The organism is Nitrospinota bacterium (assembly GCA_016208975.1).
Taxonomy (GTDB): Bacteria; Nitrospinota_A; UBA7883; order UBA7883; family JACRLM01; genus JACQXA01.
This window is the reverse complement of sequence record JACQXA010000004.1, coordinates 1,913,389-1,929,248: the sequence shown is the minus strand read 5'-3', so window position 1 is coordinate 1,929,248 and position 15,860 is coordinate 1,913,389. Positions and strand designations below refer to the sequence as shown.

The window sequence follows — 15,860 nt, the reverse complement described above, 5'->3', positions numbered from 1 at the left end:
CAGGTTCCGCTCACACATCGCGGATCTCCGGGTATTCTAGCGCTGTGAGGGCCTGCCGGGTCTGCACATACTGCCGGTTGGCCTCGTCTTTATTCTTGAAATAGGCCGTTTGCGCGTCCGGGTCCTTGGTGTCCGGCAGGTTCTTGAACCATCTCGCCCTCTCCAGAAGCTCATGGGCCACCCATTCCATCTCGTCTTTGAGCCCCTCCCAGAGGCTTTTCTGCCCCTGGTAACGGAACTTCAGGGCAAACCCTACTATATGAGGCTCCAGCATCCGCTGATGGATGAGTTGTAGCACGAACAGGTCCCGTTTCTCCTTGGCGATGGAGTTTATTATGTTGTTTAGCGTCTCGAACGCCTCGGCGGAACCTTCGGGATCCCCCGCGTAAAACTTGTCCGACAAGGCCGCTATCCGCCTGCCCGAGGCCCGCATGTCTTCCTGGTTGAGGAACATGACGCGCATGAGGATGGTGTAGTCCTCGTCGTCGAAATCCCTCCGCATCTCCCGGTAGCTCTTGCCGTCCTTGATCATGCTCATAAACCAGCCCCTGTTGCGCCCCACCAGGCGCATCTTCAGAGTATCGGAGAAAATCTCGCGGATTATCCTCTTGGCGCCATCGTCGTTGAACACGCCGTTCCAGTTGGTAACGCGGATCTTGGTCTGGTACTTTTTCACAATTGAATGGGACTCGTCTTCCCTGTCGGTCAGAAAATCGGCCCCGTAAACGTTTTTTATCACCTGCAGGAACCCGCCGATGATCTGTCGGGGCACAACCCCCTTCACATGCTCCTGCCGCACTCGGATATTCAGGTAAATGTCGTGACGGAGCGGAAAATAGTCCTCGATCTGGCGGATCATTATGCGTCCGAAATGGTCCGACCGGAGCCTCTCGATCTCCACCATCTCCACTATCTTCTTGATTTCCTCACCCACCGCGTTGGCGCATTCGCGGTTCTTCTTGGCCGCTTCGCGCTCCACGGAATCCATGGTCTTGATCAGCGCGTCGCGCATGGCTATCTGGGTATATTTGCGCAGGAACGGGGAGAGCTTGGGATCCGCCTCCGCCAGCGCGTCGTCCATGGCCTTGTTCAGGTTGGCGGCGAAAGTTTTAATCGCTGTGGCGGCTATGCTCTTGCAATGATGGATGGTGATCTCGGGGGGAAGGGGTATGTTGAGCCCGCTGGAGTCAAGGAAATCCGACATCTTGCCGACCTATGCCCCGGGAAACCGGGACAAATGGCCACGCTCCAGCCGGACGCTAGTAATCTTCATCGGGCATGTCATCCACTATAAGGTTCCCCCCGCCAGGCTCAAAACCTTCCTCATCCTCATCGAAGCCGAACGATTCCACGTCCTCGTCCAGCAACGGCGCCTCTTCTTCCTCACCCTCAAACTCATCCGGCACCAAAGGCTTGGGAGCCGATTTGGCGGAAGGTTTTTTCGGGGCCTTGCGCTGGTCCGCCCCGCACTTCGGGCATAGCGGCTCCGGTTTTTTCATAGTGTAAAACTTCGTGCCGCAACTATAACAGGTGAATTTGTCACCGTACTTGGGATGAGACATATGCCTTCCGTTAATTAACCGTCCAAGACGTTTGGAAACACCGTGTTAGTGATACCTAATGTGAATCAAAAAGGCAACTAAATTTTGCCTTCAACTCAAGTGCGCTTTTGCATGTTGCAAAATACGACATTGTGGTTTCGTTCAGAATTTCAAATCCAGCTTCTCCATTGCCCTGATATTCTCCATTACCGAGCCACAACCGGAGTGGCACACACACCCGGTTATCCCATCCGGCTCCTGCGGCAACCGGATGGATTTCTCCCGAAACCTATGATATATTTCGCCGTTCCAGATTTCCGAGAACCTGGCGCTGTTAATATTCCCCATGTTGGTTCCACAATAACAGCATGGCCGTACCGAGCCATCCTCTAAAATCATAACGTATGTCCAGCCCACCAGGCATGGATATCGCTTGTAGAAGCCGCCCGATAGCAAATCCCGGTATTTCGTGAGATCATTTCCCCCCGCAACCCAGGGGAAGGCCTTTACTATAAATCCTATGTTGGATTTTAAAACAACCTTCCGGAGAGGCTCCTCCCTTTTTCCGATGGCCGACAGCGCCGTTTTTTCGTCTTCTTCCCCCAGCGCCAAATCCGGAGCGAAGAACGGGGGGGCTATCTTCTGGACGACCAGTTCCTGGGCCCCAAGGCTCAACGCCAGGTCCATCCAGTCGCCCATCTCGCCCAGGTTGGTTTTGGATAACACGAACCGGATGGAGAGTTTCGGTGCGCCGGCCCCCAATTTTTCCTTAAGCGTTTTCATGTAGGCCAGGTTATCAACTATGGGGTTGAAGAACCGGGCCGACCCGGAACCGTGTATGAATCCATATGTTTTTTCAGAGCTTGCGTTGAAGGATACGTTTATTATGTCCACCCCGGTTTCAATTATCCGCTCCACCACCTGGGGCTTAAGCAACGACCCGTTGGTGGTCACCATGCACCGCATACCCAGGCTTTTCACCAGGCAGATGAAATCCATGATGGACGGATGCAGGAAAGGCTCCCCCACACCTACGATGGAAATCTGCTCCACCCCCATTTCAGCCGCTTCCCGGACCAGTGAATTAAAACTCTCCGGGGATAGTTGAGGGTGGTTTTCGGCGGGCGGAAGGTTTTCGGGCCGCCTGTGGCTGAAAGAAAAGCAGAACTCGCACTGGTAATTACAGTAGCCCGTCAGGCCCACCTGGATGCCATAGGGGCCCGTGAAGGCGTGGGAGCCATCTTCCACTCCCCGTTTGGCCAGTTCGTCTTTTGGGGTCATATAGACATATCGGAAGATGGCGCGGCGGGGTTTACTCCCACTCGATGGTTCCGGGCGGTTTTGTGGTTATGTCGTAAACCACCCGGTTCACCCCCCGCACCTCGCCGATGATGCGGTTGGACATTTTGCCCATCACATCGTACGGCAGTTGGGCCCAGTCCGCCGTCATGGCGTCGCGGCTGGTGACCGCCCGGATGGCTATGACGTTTTCGTATGTGCGCTCGTCCCCCATCACCCCCACGGATTTCACCGGCAGAAGGACGCCGAAGGCCTGCCAAACCGAGTCGTACAATCCTGCCTTTTTCAGCTCGTCGAGTATAATCACGTCGGCCCTCCGCAGGATGGCCAGCCGCTCCCTGGTTATTTCCCCGATTACGCGGATGGCCAGCCCCGGGCCGGGGAACGGGTGGCGCCATACCATTTCGCGGGGCAGGCCCAGCTCTTCACCCAGCGCCCGCACCTCGTCCTTGAAAAGCTCCCGCAGTGGCTCGATAAGCCCCAGGTTGAGCCTGTCGCCCAGCGCCAGGTTGTGATGGGTTTTTATCACCGCGGACGGGCCCTTGAAGCTTATGGACTCTATCACGTCAGGGTAGAGCGTTCCCTGGGCCAGGAATTTCACGTCTGTAAGTTTGGCGGCCTCATCCACAAAAATGTCCACAAAGGCCGGGCCGATGATTTTGCGTTTCTCCTGCGGGTCTGTAATGCCAGCAAGTTTAGACAGGAACAGGTTCGAGGCGTCCACCTTGATCACTTTGATCTTAAAATGACCCGCGTAAGTGGACATCACTTTCTCGGCTTCCCCTTCCCGCAGAAGGCCGTTATCCACGAATATGCAGGTGAGCTTGTCGCCAATGGCTTCGTGCAGGAGAACCGCCGTCACCGACGAGTCCACCCCGCCCGAAAGGGCGCATATCACGTGGCTGTCGCCCACGCGCTCTTTCAAATGGGCCACCTGGTCTTTTACGAAAGAGCGCATGGTCCAGTCCCCGGAACAGGCGCATATCCTGTAAACGAAATTCTCCAGCATCTCCATCCCGTTGGGGGTATGGGCCACCTCGGGATGGAACTGGATGCCGTACCACGGTTTTTCCTTGTGCCTCATGGCCGCGATGGGGGAATTTTGCGTATAACCTATTACAATGAAGCCTTCGGGCGCCCGCTCGATGCGGTCCCCATGGCTCATCCACACGTCCTGCTCGGCGGCCATGCCGTCGAACAAGCCGGTGTCCACCCCGCAAACCAGCCTGGCCGGGCCGTACTCGCGATAGGCGGACTTTGCCACGGCGCCGCCCAGAAGATGGGTCATCAACTGCATCCCGTAACATATCCCCAGCACCGGGACGCCCAGACCGAAAATCTCCTTTTCAACCAGGGGCGCGTCCTCGGCGGTGACATAGCTTGGCGACCCGGAGAGGATTATCCCCCGCGCGCCGAACTCCCTTATTTTCGAAAACGGGATATTGTATGGATGTATCTCGCAATAAACTCGCGCCTCCCTCACCCTGCGGGCGATAAGCTGTGTGTACTGCGAGCCGAAATCGAGGATAAGTATTTTTTCGTGTTGCGTCATATTTTTTAGTTCAAGCCTTTAACAAAAAATGTAGCGTCATTCGAACATTTCGCAGGCGCTCATTACTATACATTTACTCATCCGGGTATCTTTATATCCTCGGGTTGAATCCACACCACTTTTCCCTCGCGCCATTCGCAAATGGGGTTGCCCAGCTTTTTATGCAATATTAACGCATGACGCACCGCTTCACGCGCGGCGGATAACACTTCCTCGGCTGTGACTTCCTTACGCGGCTCCGTTGTTTCCACGGAATTATCCGGCTCCATATTTGCCTTTCAAATAATCGAAGGTTTCCGGTTCCTCCACCTTCAAGGGAATTTGTTTCCCACCATTGGCTATTATAACCGGGCCAGTCGAATTAGAGTTGTCCAAAAGAAACCACCGGTCGCACACGGGAAGGTACAGATTGAAAAAATTGCCCAGTCCTCGGTGAAACCGCCGGATCACAACATCGCGCGGGATGTCATGCCCGCCAAGCCTGACACGTTCGGCCACTCTGGACAATGCCGCTTCCGGCGATTGTAGCGATAAAAATAAAATGTAAATTTCATACCCTTCGGCTCTGGCGGACTTGAGCCATGGCGCGTAACTTCTTGAAGCCAAGGTTGTTTCGAAAGCAAAATCGGTTTTTTCACCCCGTAGGCGATGTATTTGCCGCAACATTATCCTTCCCGCTTCAATCGCCTCACGCTCCGGAGCGAAGGCGGAAAGCCCTGACGCAATGGCATCGGCGTTAACATAGGTTAGTATCCCGAACAGTTCTCGAAGGAAAAATGGCGCCGATGTTGATTTGCCCGACCCGTTCGGCCCGGCGATGACGAATATCCTTGGCGCCGTTTCCATTAGCTAACCTGGCGCCTCAAGCGAGCCTTGCGATAAGCTGGGTGTACTGTGAGCCGAAATCGAGGATAAGTATTTTTTCGTGACCGCTCTGTTTCATTCCTTAAAAACCTAATAGACCGTTGGCGCCTGTGAGTTGTTTCAACAATATTACACGTTCACGCATTCAGCAAAGCGTGGCATGGCGGTTTGACGCGCCGCCTCACTGCTTTAAATTTATGAACGGCATGGCGCTACCCGTATATACGGGCAGAACGCCGTTCCACTTTTCCACCGCGGCCCGCTGAACCTCTATCTCCCGGAGTTTGATGAGGTCCGGAGTTATCTCCTGCTTCTGGAGCCGCAAGGATTCCGCTTCGGCCTTGGCGTTGGCTATTTTCTGCTCGGCCTCTATCTTCACCTTATCCAACTCCCGTTTGGCCTTCAGGGCGTCCTGTTCGGCCACCTGCTTGGCCTCGATGGCCGCGTTGAACGCGCTGGAGAATTTGAAATTGGTTATGGATATGGCGTCAACCCCTATTCCGCCTCCGGACGAATGGGTCAGCTTCCCGGCCAGATTGGCGGTTATCTGGTCCTTCACCTCATCGCGCCGGGTGATAAGCTCCTCGGCGGTGTACTTGGCCGTTATGGCCTTGAACGACTCCTGGATTACAGGAACCATTATCCGCTCCTCGTACTCCATGCCGATATTCTTGTAAAACGTGGACAAAGAGGCCGCGTTGAGCCGGTAATTCACGGCGACGTGCGTTCCAACCGTTTGCAGGTCTTTGCTGGCCCCTTCACCCGGCACTTCCAGTTTTCTTGTGCGCGTTTCGATCTCTATCACCCTGGCCAGGGGATTCACCAGGTGCAAACCCTCCGTAAGAACCTCATCTTTCACCTCTCCAAAAACGGTGACCACGCCATGATGCCCCGAGCTGATCGTGGTGATGGGTGAAAACATCAAGCCGAACACCAATAAAACCCCTGCCACTACGGGAATGGCTACATACTTCATTTTCCGGTCTCCTTTTTTAGTCCCGATGGGGCTGATTCCTGCGCATCCGGCTACCAGGGTTGAACATTTTCCCGGCTAGCCCCGCATCATTTCCATTAGTTGCAAAGGCGTTTCGATGGTTTTGGCTATCTTGCCTGAGTCCCATTATCAGTGATTCACTTCTCCACCGAATAGTTAGGCGACTCCTTGGTGATCTGCACGTCGTGCACGTGGCTCTCCCGCAGGCCCGAGGCGGTTATCTGGATGAACCTTCCTTTTTCCCTCAAGTCCTTGATGCTCCCGGCGCCGCAATAGCCCATGCCGGAGCGCAACCCGCCGATGAGCTGATGGACCACATAAGCCAGGTCGCCCTTGTACGGCACGCGCCCTTCCACCCCTTCGGGCACCAGTTTGCCCCCGGCGGAAAGCTTTTTGTCCTGAAAATACCTGTCCGCGCTACCCTCGGTCATGGCGCCTATGCTACCCATGCCGCGATACTCCTTGTACGCCCGGCCCTGGTACAGTATCTTCTCCCCCGGAGACTCTTCCACCCCGGCGAAAAGGGAGCCAATCATCACGCAATCGGCCCCGGCGGCGATGGCTTTCACTATATCGCCGGAATGTTTTATTCCGCCATCGGCTATTACCGGAATGCCATATTTGGCCGCTTCCATGGCGCAGTCGTTCACAGCCGTTATCTGCGGGACACCCACGCCAGCCACAATGCGGGTGGTGCAGATGGAGCCTGGCCCGATACCCACTTTCACCGCGTCCGCCCCAGCCTCCGCCAGGTCGCGTACCGCCTCGGCGGTGGCCACGTTGCCCGCGATTATCTGGATATCCGGCCACCTTTTGCGGATGGCTTTCACCGCGTCCAGTACCGACTGGCTGTGGCCGTGGGCCGTGTCTATCACCACAAGGTCGCACCCCACGCGGATAAGCTCAGCGGCGCGTTCGTCCCGGTCGGCCCCAACCCCCACGGCCCCGCCCACCCGAAGCCTGCCATGGTCGTCTTTGGCGGCGTTGGGGTACTGCTGGCTTTTCTCGATGTCTTTTATGGTTATAAGGCCCGCCAGCGCCCCCTTATCATCCACCACCAGAAGTTTTTCTATCCGGTTGGCGTGAAGGATCTTTTTAGCCTCCGACAGCGTTGTTCCCACCGGGGCTGTAATAAGGCGCTCCTTGGTCATAAGCTCGCCCACAGGCTTTTCCATGCTGGTTTCAAACCGCATGTCACGGTTTGACAGGATGCCCACAAGTTTCCCGCCGGAAGTCACCGGGAATCCGGAGAAGCCGTATTTGTCCGCCAGCCGGAAAGCGTCTCCCACTTTCTGGGCGGAGTCCAACGTGATGGGGTCGGTAATCATGCCGGTCACGTGGCGCTTAACCTTGTCCACGTCTTTGCGCTGGCGTTCGATGGGGAGGTTCTTGTGAATGATGCCGATACCCCCCTCCAGCGCCAGGGATATGGCCAGCCGAGCCTCGGTCACCGTGTCCATCGGGGCGGAGACCATGGGGATGTTCAGGGTTATCTTGCCGGTAAGCCTGGTTTTCGTCTCCACCTGGTTGGGAAGCACCTGCGAGTAATTGGGCGCGAGCAAGACATCGTCGAAAGTGAGCGCCTTGCGTATATTCCTGAACTTGTCGAGCATTTGAATACCTCTGGTGTGGCGGCGGGATTACCTGTTAAGGCCCAGCACCGCCTGCATGTCGTAAATACCGTTGGGCTGGCCAACAATCCATTTGGCCGCGCGCGTGGCGCCCATGGCGAAATTGTCCCGGCTCCAGGCCATGTGGGTAAGCTCCACCCGTTCGCCGGTCCCGGCGAACATCACTGTGTGTTCCCCCACCACGTCTCCGCCCCGCAGGGCCATAACGCCTATCTCCTCGGGCTTGCGCTTGCCCACTATCCCCTCGCGGCCGTAAACGCCCACCTTTTTTATGTCGCGCCCCACGGCCTCGGCGGCTATCTCCGCCAGTTTGGCGGCGGTGCCGGAAGGAGAGTCCATCTTCTGGTTATGGTGCATCTCCACTATCTCCATGTCGTAGGTTTGCCCCATGATGCGGGCGGCGTCGCGCACCAGTTTGAACAGCACGTTCACGCCAACGCTCATGTTGGGGGCTATGACGGCCCTTACGCTTTTGGCCATGGAGTCGAAGGTTTTCCAATGCTCCTCGGTGAATCCGGTGGTGCCTATAACAATGGCCTTGCCCGCTTCCTGCGCCATAAGGAAATGATCCAGCGAGGCGGCGGGAACCGAAAAGTCTATTATCACGTCGCACCCGCCTATTATGGAGGAGAGGTCCGCGGATATTTTTATACCCTTGTCCGAAAGCCCCGCCACGGCGCCAATATCATGCCCGGCAAAGGGGCTGTTCTTCTGCTCCGTGCCGCCGTACACGGTAATCCCCCCGGCTTCCTCTATCACGTTCACAATGCGGCGGCCCATCCGGCCCGCGCATCCGATAACTATTGCTTTAATCATTTGATCCTCTAAATAAATCTCAGGCCCGGCCCGCGTCCTCGGCCACAAGCCCGGCTTTTATCAGGGCGGCCTTTAACCGCTCCCGGTTGGCCTGGCCCATCTGGCACAAGGGCAGGCGGAACTCGTCTTTTATCCTGCCCATCATGGCCAGCGCCGTTTTAACGGGTATGGGGTTTGTCTCGTAGAACATGGCGTTCATCAAGTCCCACATCTCAAAATGCGCCGCCCGGGCCCTCTCCATATCCCCTTCCAGCATGGCGGCCACCATCTGCGCCACCCTGGCCGGAGCCACGTTGGCCGCTACGGATATCACACCCCTGGCCCCCACAGACATCATGGGAATCGTCAGCGCGTCATCGCCGGAGAATACCGCAAACTCCGGCCCCAGCCGGGCTATCAGGTCTGAAGTGTAGTTCAAATCCCCCACCGCGTCCTTTATGCCCACGATGTTCTTGTGCGGCGCCAGCCTGGCCATGGTGGACACATCCACCTTGCCGCCGGTCCTGCCGGGTATGTTGTATATCACTTGGGGGATTTCCACCGCATCGGCTATGGCCATGTAGTGGCGGTATATCCCCTCCTGGGTCGGCTTGTTGTAATAGGGGTTCACGATCAACACGGAATTTGCGCCCGACTTTTTGGCGTGCCGGGTAAGGTCTATCGCCTCGGTGGTGGAATTGGAGCCGGTTCCAGCCATCACCGGTATTCTCCCGCCAGCGGCTTCCACGCAGATTTCCACCACCCTGTGGTGTTCCTCATGGGACAAGGTGGGGGATTCGCCGGTGGTGCCCACCGCCACTATCCCGCTGGTTCCCTGCTCCACATGCCAGCCCACCAGCGCCTTGAGGGTGGCCTCGTCCACAGCGCCGTTATTGAACGGGGTGACTATGGCCACATAAGAACCCGATAACATGTCGTTCTCCCTATCTCACAATAGAGGGTGATTATATCAACTAAGGGGCGCTATTAAAATTTTTGTTGGTCTCCGGTGGTGTCCCAGTTTGAATCTCAAATAACAGACAGATCCTTCACTTCGCTTGCGCTTCGCCCAGGATGACAATGTTATCAACGGCATTTATATTGTCATTCTGAGCGTAAGTGAAGAATCTCCCCCTGTGCTTTCAAACTAAAGACACTACCTGGTCTCCGGCCAGCTTGCGGTTAAAGATCATCCTCCATCTTTAACAGGCTCTTTGGATCCCCCATGGCCAGCAGGCTGTCGCCATCCTGGATCATGTCGCCGGGGCCTGGGCTTTTTACGCCCCCGTCCTTGTGTTTTATCAGCAGTACGTTCAGGTTGAACCTTGCCCGCAGGTCCAGATCCGCAAGCGTGCGCCCTTTCATGGCGGCGGGGGCCTCTATCTCGTAAATACTGTGTCCGGGGGCGAAAATAATCTCGTTGGAAAGGCCGGTCACCAGAAGCGAGTGGGCGGCGCGCACGGCGGAGTCCATCTCCGGGAAAACCACCTTCCGCACCCCCATTTTCAGAAGAGCCTTGCCGTGGAGCGGGTTTATCCCCTTGGCTATGATGTCTTTGACGCCCAGGCCTAAAAGAAGGGCCACCACAAGGAAACTGGCGTCCACCTTCTCGCCGATGCTCACTATCACCGTGTCCGCCTCTATTATGCCGCTCTCTTTGAGCGCCTTTTCATCGGTGGCGTCCAGGGCGTAGGCCTCGGTCACAAACTCCCCCACTTCGCGGACCACGCCCTCGTCGTTGTCCACCGCTATCACCTCGGCGCCCCCTTCGGCCAGCGTTTTAGCCATGTGGTACCCGAACCTTCCCAACCCGATGACGCCGAATGTCCTGTTTTTCATAATAGAAGCGTAGCCTCCGGATGTTTTAAATTGCTCTCCCGGCTCTTGCCCAGCATGGCAATGGCGAAGGAAAGCACCCCCACCCTGCCGATTATCATGCTGAGTATTATCATAAGCTTTCCGATATCCGAGAATTTGGCGGAAAGGCTTAACACGCCCCCGTCCCCCACCGACAAACCCACCGTGGAGAACGCGGAGATGACTTCGAACAGCGCCACACCTACCGGTACGCTCTCCAGCCTGCTCAACACCAGGGCGAAAGCGGTGGTTATCCCGAAAGACAGGGTGAGAATTACCATGGCGCGCCGCATGGCCTCTTCACGCACGGAACGCTTGAAAACCACCACTTCCCTGCGACCCCGAACGAAGTTATATACATGCAACGCGATAACGGCGGCGGTGACGGTCTTTATGCCGCCGCCGGTGCCGCCGGGGGAAGCGCCGATGAACATGAGGATCATCACGAAAAAGAGGGTGGATTCCGATAGCGCGCTGAAATCAATGGTGTTAAACCCCGCCGTCCTGGCGCTTACACTGGTGAAAAAGGAAGCCCAGGCCCTCTCCCACAGCGGCAAGCCCCATAATCCTTTCACATGTCCGTATTCCAGAATTAATACCCCCAGCGCCCCGGCGACTATCAAAAAGAGGGTGGAGGCCAGGGCTATCTTCGTATGCGCCGCCAGCCGGGTGGCGGCTCCGGTGGAAACCATGTGGATATCGTCCACCACGTAATAACCGATACCACCCAGGATGATAAGCAGGCTGATGATGATGTTTATGGCGGGGTCACCCCGGAACGACATGAGGTTGTCGGAATAAGTGGAGAATCCGGCGTTGTTGAACGCCGAAATGGAATGGAACACCCCGCTTAGAATGGCCTCCGGCAGTCTTTGCCTTGTGGCGAAGGCCAGGGTGAGGGCCACCGCGCCCAGAATTTCGGCCAGCGCCACGAACGCCACCACTTTTATAAGGAAACGGGTGAGCCCATGAAGGCCCGGATAGTTCAGCGACTCCGCCAGCACAAGCCTGTCCTTATGCCCCATTTTCCGCCGGAGCGTGATAAGTAGAAAAGTTGAGATGGTCATGTAACCCAGCCCGCCCATCTGGATAAGGGCAAGAATCACCCCCTGGCCGAAAGGAGTGAAATCCTTTGGTGTGTCCAGAACTATAAGCCCCGTAACGGCCACCGCGGAAGTGGAGGTGAAAAAGGCGTCCATCAGGGTGATAGGCCTGGTGACGCAAGCGGGCAGGCTCAGCAAGGCCGTACCGGCGGCTATCAGGAAGAAATAGCTGAACAAAGCCACCCGCTGGGGCGAAAGGTCAAAGAACCTGTTCATCGGCAAAGTTTCACGAAGTGTACAGATTGGCGGATTCTACCAGACGGGGAGTTGTTGTAAAAGATGGGCAGGACGGGCCACTACCGCGCCTACGCCCATTTTTACCGGTTTTTGAACATCTTAAAAAAATGTATAATTGGCATTGTAAGTTATGGGAAGGCGGGTAGCTATGAAAGTTTTGAATAATTTTGCCATGGCCGTGTTAGCCGCTGGCGCCATGGTTCTTTCCACCGGATGCAACGTGTCCCTCGACCAGAGCAAGGAAGGCGCCTCCTCCCAAGCAAAGGTTGGCGTTTCCTGGCCGGAGGGAATGGAAAGCTACCCATATAGCCGTATCGCCGCAAATTCGCCTTCCACATCCCGATTCTCCGCCCCGTCATACATAACCCTTGTGAGCCTTTACATTACCGGCGCGGACATGGAGCCTGTATATATGGAACTGCCGCTGGACACACTGTCGGCGGACCTGGTCCTCACCCCCGGCGAGAGGCAGTTCTACGTGATGGCCCAAAGCATCTATGGCGACACTTTCACCGGCACACAATTTGTAAACCTGTCGCCGGACGCAACCAACCAGGTGGAAATAGAACTGGAAGTGAACGGCCCGCCACAGATAATCAGCATAGACGCTTCCAATTCGAACCCCTCTCCCGGTGATTCGGTCACCTTCAGCGCCACCGTGGAGGAATCCGACCCGGAAGACACGGTAAGCTATTTCTGGTCGGTCTATAACGGCAGAATCACCAAATACTATTACGACCCGTCTTTTACCGAAAGCATCTCGACGAGGGGAGGCAGTTATTCCATATCTTTGACCGTGGACGACGGCAATGGGGGGACCGACTACGCCGAATACCAGTTCAGCGCCACGGGGAACGCGCCGGTGATAAACTACGTGTCGGCTTCCCCATCCACGGTGTATATAAACAACATCGTTTCGCTGACGAGCGACGCTTACGACCCCGACCCGGGCGACACGCTGGCTTACCGGTGGCAGATACTCTCCCCCAACGGGAAGATGTTCCGTTTCCAGGGGCAATCGGTCAATTTCTCCCCCAGGTTTACGGGAACCTATACCGCCACCCTCATAATCCGGGACTTGCAGAACAACGTGGTCCGCGCGTCCACCTCTTTCAGCGCGTTATGCTCTTTTAACACTCCGCAGACTGTAACGGTCTCAAATGTGGTGGCCGGGGGCGTAGGTTCCGGGCAGATTTTCGTGGATGTAAGCTATCCTGTCGCGCTGGGATTGGATGGGATTTCCGTGTACAACCTGTGGGCTGAATATGGAGACACCGCCTTGCCGGCCAACCTGTTGGGCAACGACTATAAATACGGCATTGTAGCTTCGGGGCAGGTTCAAACGATCACCTATAACTGCGTAAACCCCAACTTCTACTCGTTCCACGCCAGCGCGGGCAACTCCTGCCTTGTTCAAGGAACGTTTAATCCCGCAAATGTTCCGGTGGCAAATTCGTGGGTGCAATGCCCATAAGCGCATAGCCGCGTCATAAGGGAAATGGCGCGGCGCTTTAAAACAAATTCTCCTGTTTCGGCGCCCCCCCCCTCTTGATTACCGCCTGGGTTTCGCCATCGGCGAAGCGGATTTTCACGCCATCGCCGGGTTTCACCGAGGCGGCGCTTTTTATTATCTTCCGTCCGTCGGGCGAGGTGACAATGCTGTACCCCCTGCCCAGCACCTTTAGGGGGCTCACCGCGTCCAGCTTCCCGGCGGCCATCGAGAACCTGTTGCGGGCCGATTTCATGAACGCGCCCAGTTTTTCGTCCAGCCTGTCCTCCTGCCTGCCCAGGGTTTCCCGAAGGCTTTCAACCCTCATCCTGGGGCTGGCGGAAGCCAGACGGACCATGAAACTCTCGTTTTCGGCGCTCTTTTTCTCTTTAACCCTGGTAAGGCCGTAAACCAGCCGCCGGTCCAGATTGAAAACCCTTTCACGCCGGTGGGCAAGCTGGGCGCTGGGGCTTAACGCCCGAAGATGCCGCAAAGCCGCCGTCAGGTTGTCTTTGAGCTTTCCGGCCGTTTGCCTTCCGGCCCGGGCGAGTCTTGCGCCCATGTCGTCCACCGTCATGGCGCCCCGTTCCATCCTGTCACGTAGCTCCATACTCATTCGCCGGACATACTCTTCCACCCCCTCTTCCACGTCAACCCGGGCCGGGGCGATTATCTCCGCCGCCGCCGTGGGGGTGGAGGCGCGCACGTCCGCCACGAAATCGGCTATGGTGAAATCGGTTTCATGCCCCACGGCGGAAACCACCGGAATGCGGGACGCCGCTATGGCCCGGGCCACCACCTCTTCGTTGAACGCCCAGAGGTCTTCCAGCGAGCCGCCCCCGCGCCCCGCGATGATAACGTCCACCTTCGCGTATTCGTTCATCTCGGCTATCCCGGCGGCTATCTGCTGGGCCGCGCCTTCCCCCTGCACCGCCACAGGCTTGAACACTATCCGCAACCCCGGAAACCGGCGGTTGATGGTCCGCACCATGTCGCGCAAGACGGCGCCGGAGGGGGATGTGACAATCCCCACGGTCCACGGGATGTATGGCAGGGGTTTTTTGCGGGCAAGGTCGAACAACCCTTCAGCGGCCAGCTTCTCCTTCAGCTTCTCGAAAGCGGCCTGGAGCGCCCCGATCCCTTTGGGCTCCATGGCCTCCACGGAAAGCTGGTACTCTCCCCGTTTCTCGTAAACCGTAAGGCGGCCCCGGCACACCACATGGTCGCCATCCTGCGGTTCGAACTTGAGTAGGTTACGCAGGCCTTTCCACATGACGGCCCGCACCTGGGCCTCTTCGTCCTTGAGGGTGAAATAGGCGTGGCCGGACGGGTATAACTTGAAGTTGGATATTTCACCCTCCACCCAGACGCTGGAGAACCCACCCTCAATGACATCTTTCAGTTCAGATGTCAGCTCGGCGACAGTATAAACCTGCCTGCCGCCCTCTTCATCGTCCAGGAGGGGCATAATGGAAGTTAAACCAGCAGGCCGCGCTGGATCTTGTACGCGGTGAGGGTGTTTTCCAGCAACATGGCTATGGTCATGGGCCCCACGCCGCCGGGGACGGGGGTTATGTGGCTCGCCTTCCCGGAGACGCCAGCAAAATCCACATCGCCGACAATCTGGTTGTCCACCTTGTTGGTGCCCACGTCTATCACCACCGCGCCCTCTTTCACCATGTTGGCGGTTATCATTTTCGGTTTGCCTATGGCGGCCAGCAGAATGTCGGCCTGGGAGGTGACTGCGGCCAGGTCTTTCGTGCGCGAATGGCACACGGTTACAGTGGCGTTGCGGTGCAGAAGCATCATGGCCAGCGGCTTACCCACTATGTTGGAGCGGCCCACAACCACGCAGTGGGCGCCTTCTATGGGTATCTGGTAGCGGTCCAGAAGCTCAACGCACCCGGCGGGCGTGCAGGGCATAAGCTTGGCCAGCTTTTGCGAAAGAAGCCCCACGTTCATGGGATGGAACCCGTCCACGTCCTTGTCCGGATGTATCCTGTCCAGCACGCGGCTCTCGTCCAGATGGGACGGAAGAGGCAACTGCACTAAAATACCGTTCACTTTCGGGTCGGCGTTGAGCCTGTCTATGAGACCCAGCAGATCGTCCATGGCGATGTCTTTATGCGGCTCATGCTTGTACGATACGATACCCGCCTCCTGGCAGGCTTTTTCCTTGAGGCGGACATAAACGTGGGAAGCGGGATTGTCCCCCACCAGCACCACGGCCAGGCCCAGTTCCTCGCCCCGGTCCGCCTTTATCCGCTCCGCTTCTTTCCTGATCTCCACCCTGATAGAGGCGGCCACCGCCTTGCCGTCTATAATTACCGCCATTTTTCGTTAAAACTCCCTAGTCTTCAATTGACCCCGCCCCAAAGGCGAAGATATAATTTCTTTGTCGCCGGAGGAAAGGCCCAGGCCAATCCATCCGTTTTTTTTAAAGATTATCCGTGGGCGGGGCGGCGAGGTCAAACACAATCCGCCTTTGGGTTGAGGGA

15 protein-coding genes are annotated in these 15,860 nt (G+C 56.7%); 1 reads left to right on the top strand and 14 read right to left on the bottom strand.

Going from position 1 to position 15,860, the window contains the following annotated elements:
- Positions 1 to 10: 10 nt before the first annotated feature.
- From HY751_12975 to HY751_12920, 12 genes are all read right to left on the bottom strand, one after another.
- Positions 11 to 1,204, bottom strand: coding sequence for a hypothetical protein (locus HY751_12975; GenBank protein MBI4667309.1), 1,194 nt, complete (start codon positions 1,202 to 1,204; stop codon positions 11 to 13).
- 55 nt (positions 1,205 to 1,259) lie between these two features.
- The gene (locus HY751_12970; GenBank protein MBI4667308.1) at positions 1,260 to 1,562 is read right to left on the bottom strand and encodes an FYDLN acid domain-containing protein; all 303 of its coding nucleotides are present in this window, start codon (positions 1,560 to 1,562) and stop codon (positions 1,260 to 1,262) included.
- A gap of 141 nt (positions 1,563 to 1,703) precedes the next feature.
- Complete coding sequence (locus HY751_12965; protein MBI4667307.1) at positions 1,704 to 2,822, bottom strand: radical SAM protein; 1,119 nt, start codon at positions 2,820 to 2,822, stop codon at positions 1,704 to 1,706.
- Between the two features lie 31 nt (positions 2,823 to 2,853).
- A complete protein-coding gene (gene guaA, locus HY751_12960) occupies positions 2,854 to 4,392 on the bottom strand; it encodes a glutamine-hydrolyzing GMP synthase (GenBank protein MBI4667306.1) in 1,539 nt (512 codons plus the stop codon).
- Between the two features lie 77 nt (positions 4,393 to 4,469).
- Positions 4,470 to 4,643 carry a hypothetical protein gene (locus HY751_12955; protein ID MBI4667305.1) on the bottom strand — a complete coding sequence of 58 codons (174 nt, stop codon included), beginning with the start codon at positions 4,641 to 4,643 and terminating at the stop codon, positions 4,470 to 4,472.
- A gap of 4 nt (positions 4,644 to 4,647) precedes the next feature.
- Entirely contained in the window at positions 4,648 to 5,238 is a 591-nt protein-coding gene (locus HY751_12950; protein MBI4667304.1) for a zeta toxin family protein, read from the bottom strand.
- A 199-nt stretch (positions 5,239 to 5,437) separates the two neighbouring features.
- Complete coding sequence (locus HY751_12945) at positions 5,438 to 6,232, bottom strand: prohibitin family protein (protein MBI4667303.1); 795 nt, start codon at positions 6,230 to 6,232, stop codon at positions 5,438 to 5,440.
- Between the two features lie 155 nt (positions 6,233 to 6,387).
- Entirely contained in the window at positions 6,388 to 7,863 is a 1,476-nt protein-coding gene (guaB, locus tag HY751_12940) for an IMP dehydrogenase (GenBank protein ID MBI4667302.1), read from the bottom strand.
- Between the two features lie 27 nt (positions 7,864 to 7,890).
- Positions 7,891 to 8,697, bottom strand: coding sequence for a 4-hydroxy-tetrahydrodipicolinate reductase (locus HY751_12935; GenBank protein MBI4667301.1), 807 nt, complete (start codon positions 8,695 to 8,697; stop codon positions 7,891 to 7,893).
- 19 nt (positions 8,698 to 8,716) lie between these two features.
- Complete coding sequence (locus HY751_12930; protein MBI4667300.1) at positions 8,717 to 9,610, bottom strand: 4-hydroxy-tetrahydrodipicolinate synthase; 894 nt, start codon at positions 9,608 to 9,610, stop codon at positions 8,717 to 8,719.
- 248 nt (positions 9,611 to 9,858) lie between these two features.
- Positions 9,859 to 10,515 carry a TrkA family potassium uptake protein gene (locus HY751_12925; protein MBI4667299.1) on the bottom strand — a complete coding sequence of 219 codons (657 nt, stop codon included), beginning with the start codon at positions 10,513 to 10,515 and terminating at the stop codon, positions 9,859 to 9,861.
- Positions 10,512 to 11,852: a potassium transporter gene (locus HY751_12920; GenBank protein MBI4667298.1), complete on the bottom strand. Its 1,341-nt coding sequence runs from the start codon at positions 11,850 to 11,852 to the stop codon at positions 10,512 to 10,514. Before HY751_12920 ends, HY751_12925 begins: the two co-directional genes overlap by 4 nt.
- A 169-nt stretch (positions 11,853 to 12,021) precedes the next feature.
- Between HY751_12920 and HY751_12915 the strand changes: the two genes are divergently transcribed.
- The gene (locus HY751_12915; GenBank protein ID MBI4667297.1) at positions 12,022 to 13,347 is read left to right on the top strand and encodes a hypothetical protein; all 1,326 of its coding nucleotides are present in this window, start codon (positions 12,022 to 12,024) and stop codon (positions 13,345 to 13,347) included.
- A gap of 37 nt (positions 13,348 to 13,384) precedes the next feature.
- Here the strand turns inward: HY751_12915 and HY751_12910 are convergent, their stop codons facing one another.
- Entirely contained in the window at positions 13,385 to 14,830 is a 1,446-nt protein-coding gene (locus HY751_12910) for an exodeoxyribonuclease VII large subunit (protein MBI4667296.1), read from the bottom strand.
- Between the two features lie 8 nt (positions 14,831 to 14,838).
- Complete coding sequence (folD, locus tag HY751_12905; protein ID MBI4667295.1) at positions 14,839 to 15,696, bottom strand: bifunctional methylenetetrahydrofolate dehydrogenase/methenyltetrahydrofolate cyclohydrolase FolD; 858 nt, start codon at positions 15,694 to 15,696, stop codon at positions 14,839 to 14,841.
- Between the last annotated feature and the right edge of the window lie 164 nt (positions 15,697 to 15,860).

Coding starts and splice junctions, on each gene's coding strand:
- guaB (MBI4667302.1), bottom strand. CDS start 7,863: ATGCTCGACAAGTTCAGGAATATACGCAAGGCGCTCACTTTCGACGAT.
- HY751_12945 (MBI4667303.1), bottom strand. CDS start 6,232: ATGAAGTATGTAGCCATTCCCGTAGTGGCAGGGGTTTTATTGGTGTTC.
- HY751_12950 (MBI4667304.1), bottom strand. CDS start 5,238: ATGGAAACGGCGCCAAGGATATTCGTCATCGCCGGGCCGAACGGGTCG.
- HY751_12965 (MBI4667307.1), bottom strand. CDS start 2,822: ATGACCCCAAAAGACGAACTGGCCAAACGGGGAGTGGAAGATGGCTCC.
- HY751_12970 (MBI4667308.1), bottom strand. CDS start 1,562: ATGTCTCATCCCAAGTACGGTGACAAATTCACCTGTTATAGTTGCGGC.
- HY751_12935 (MBI4667301.1), bottom strand. CDS start 8,697: ATGATTAAAGCAATAGTTATCGGATGCGCGGGCCGGATGGGCCGCCGC.
- HY751_12920 (MBI4667298.1), bottom strand. CDS start 11,852: ATGAACAGGTTCTTTGACCTTTCGCCCCAGCGGGTGGCTTTGTTCAGC.
- HY751_12975 (MBI4667309.1), bottom strand. CDS start 1,204: ATGTCGGATTTCCTTGACTCCAGCGGGCTCAACATACCCCTTCCCCCC.
- HY751_12930 (MBI4667300.1), bottom strand. CDS start 9,610: ATGTTATCGGGTTCTTATGTGGCCATAGTCACCCCGTTCAATAACGGC.
- HY751_12910 (MBI4667296.1), bottom strand. CDS start 14,830: ATGCCCCTCCTGGACGATGAAGAGGGCGGCAGGCAGGTTTATACTGTC.
- HY751_12915 (MBI4667297.1), top strand. CDS start 12,022: ATGAAAGTTTTGAATAATTTTGCCATGGCCGTGTTAGCCGCTGGCGCC.
- folD (MBI4667295.1), bottom strand. CDS start 15,696: ATGGCGGTAATTATAGACGGCAAGGCGGTGGCCGCCTCTATCAGGGTG.
- guaA (MBI4667306.1), bottom strand. CDS start 4,392: ATGACGCAACACGAAAAAATACTTATCCTCGATTTCGGCTCGCAGTAC.
- HY751_12925 (MBI4667299.1), bottom strand. CDS start 10,515: ATGAAAAACAGGACATTCGGCGTCATCGGGTTGGGAAGGTTCGGGTAC.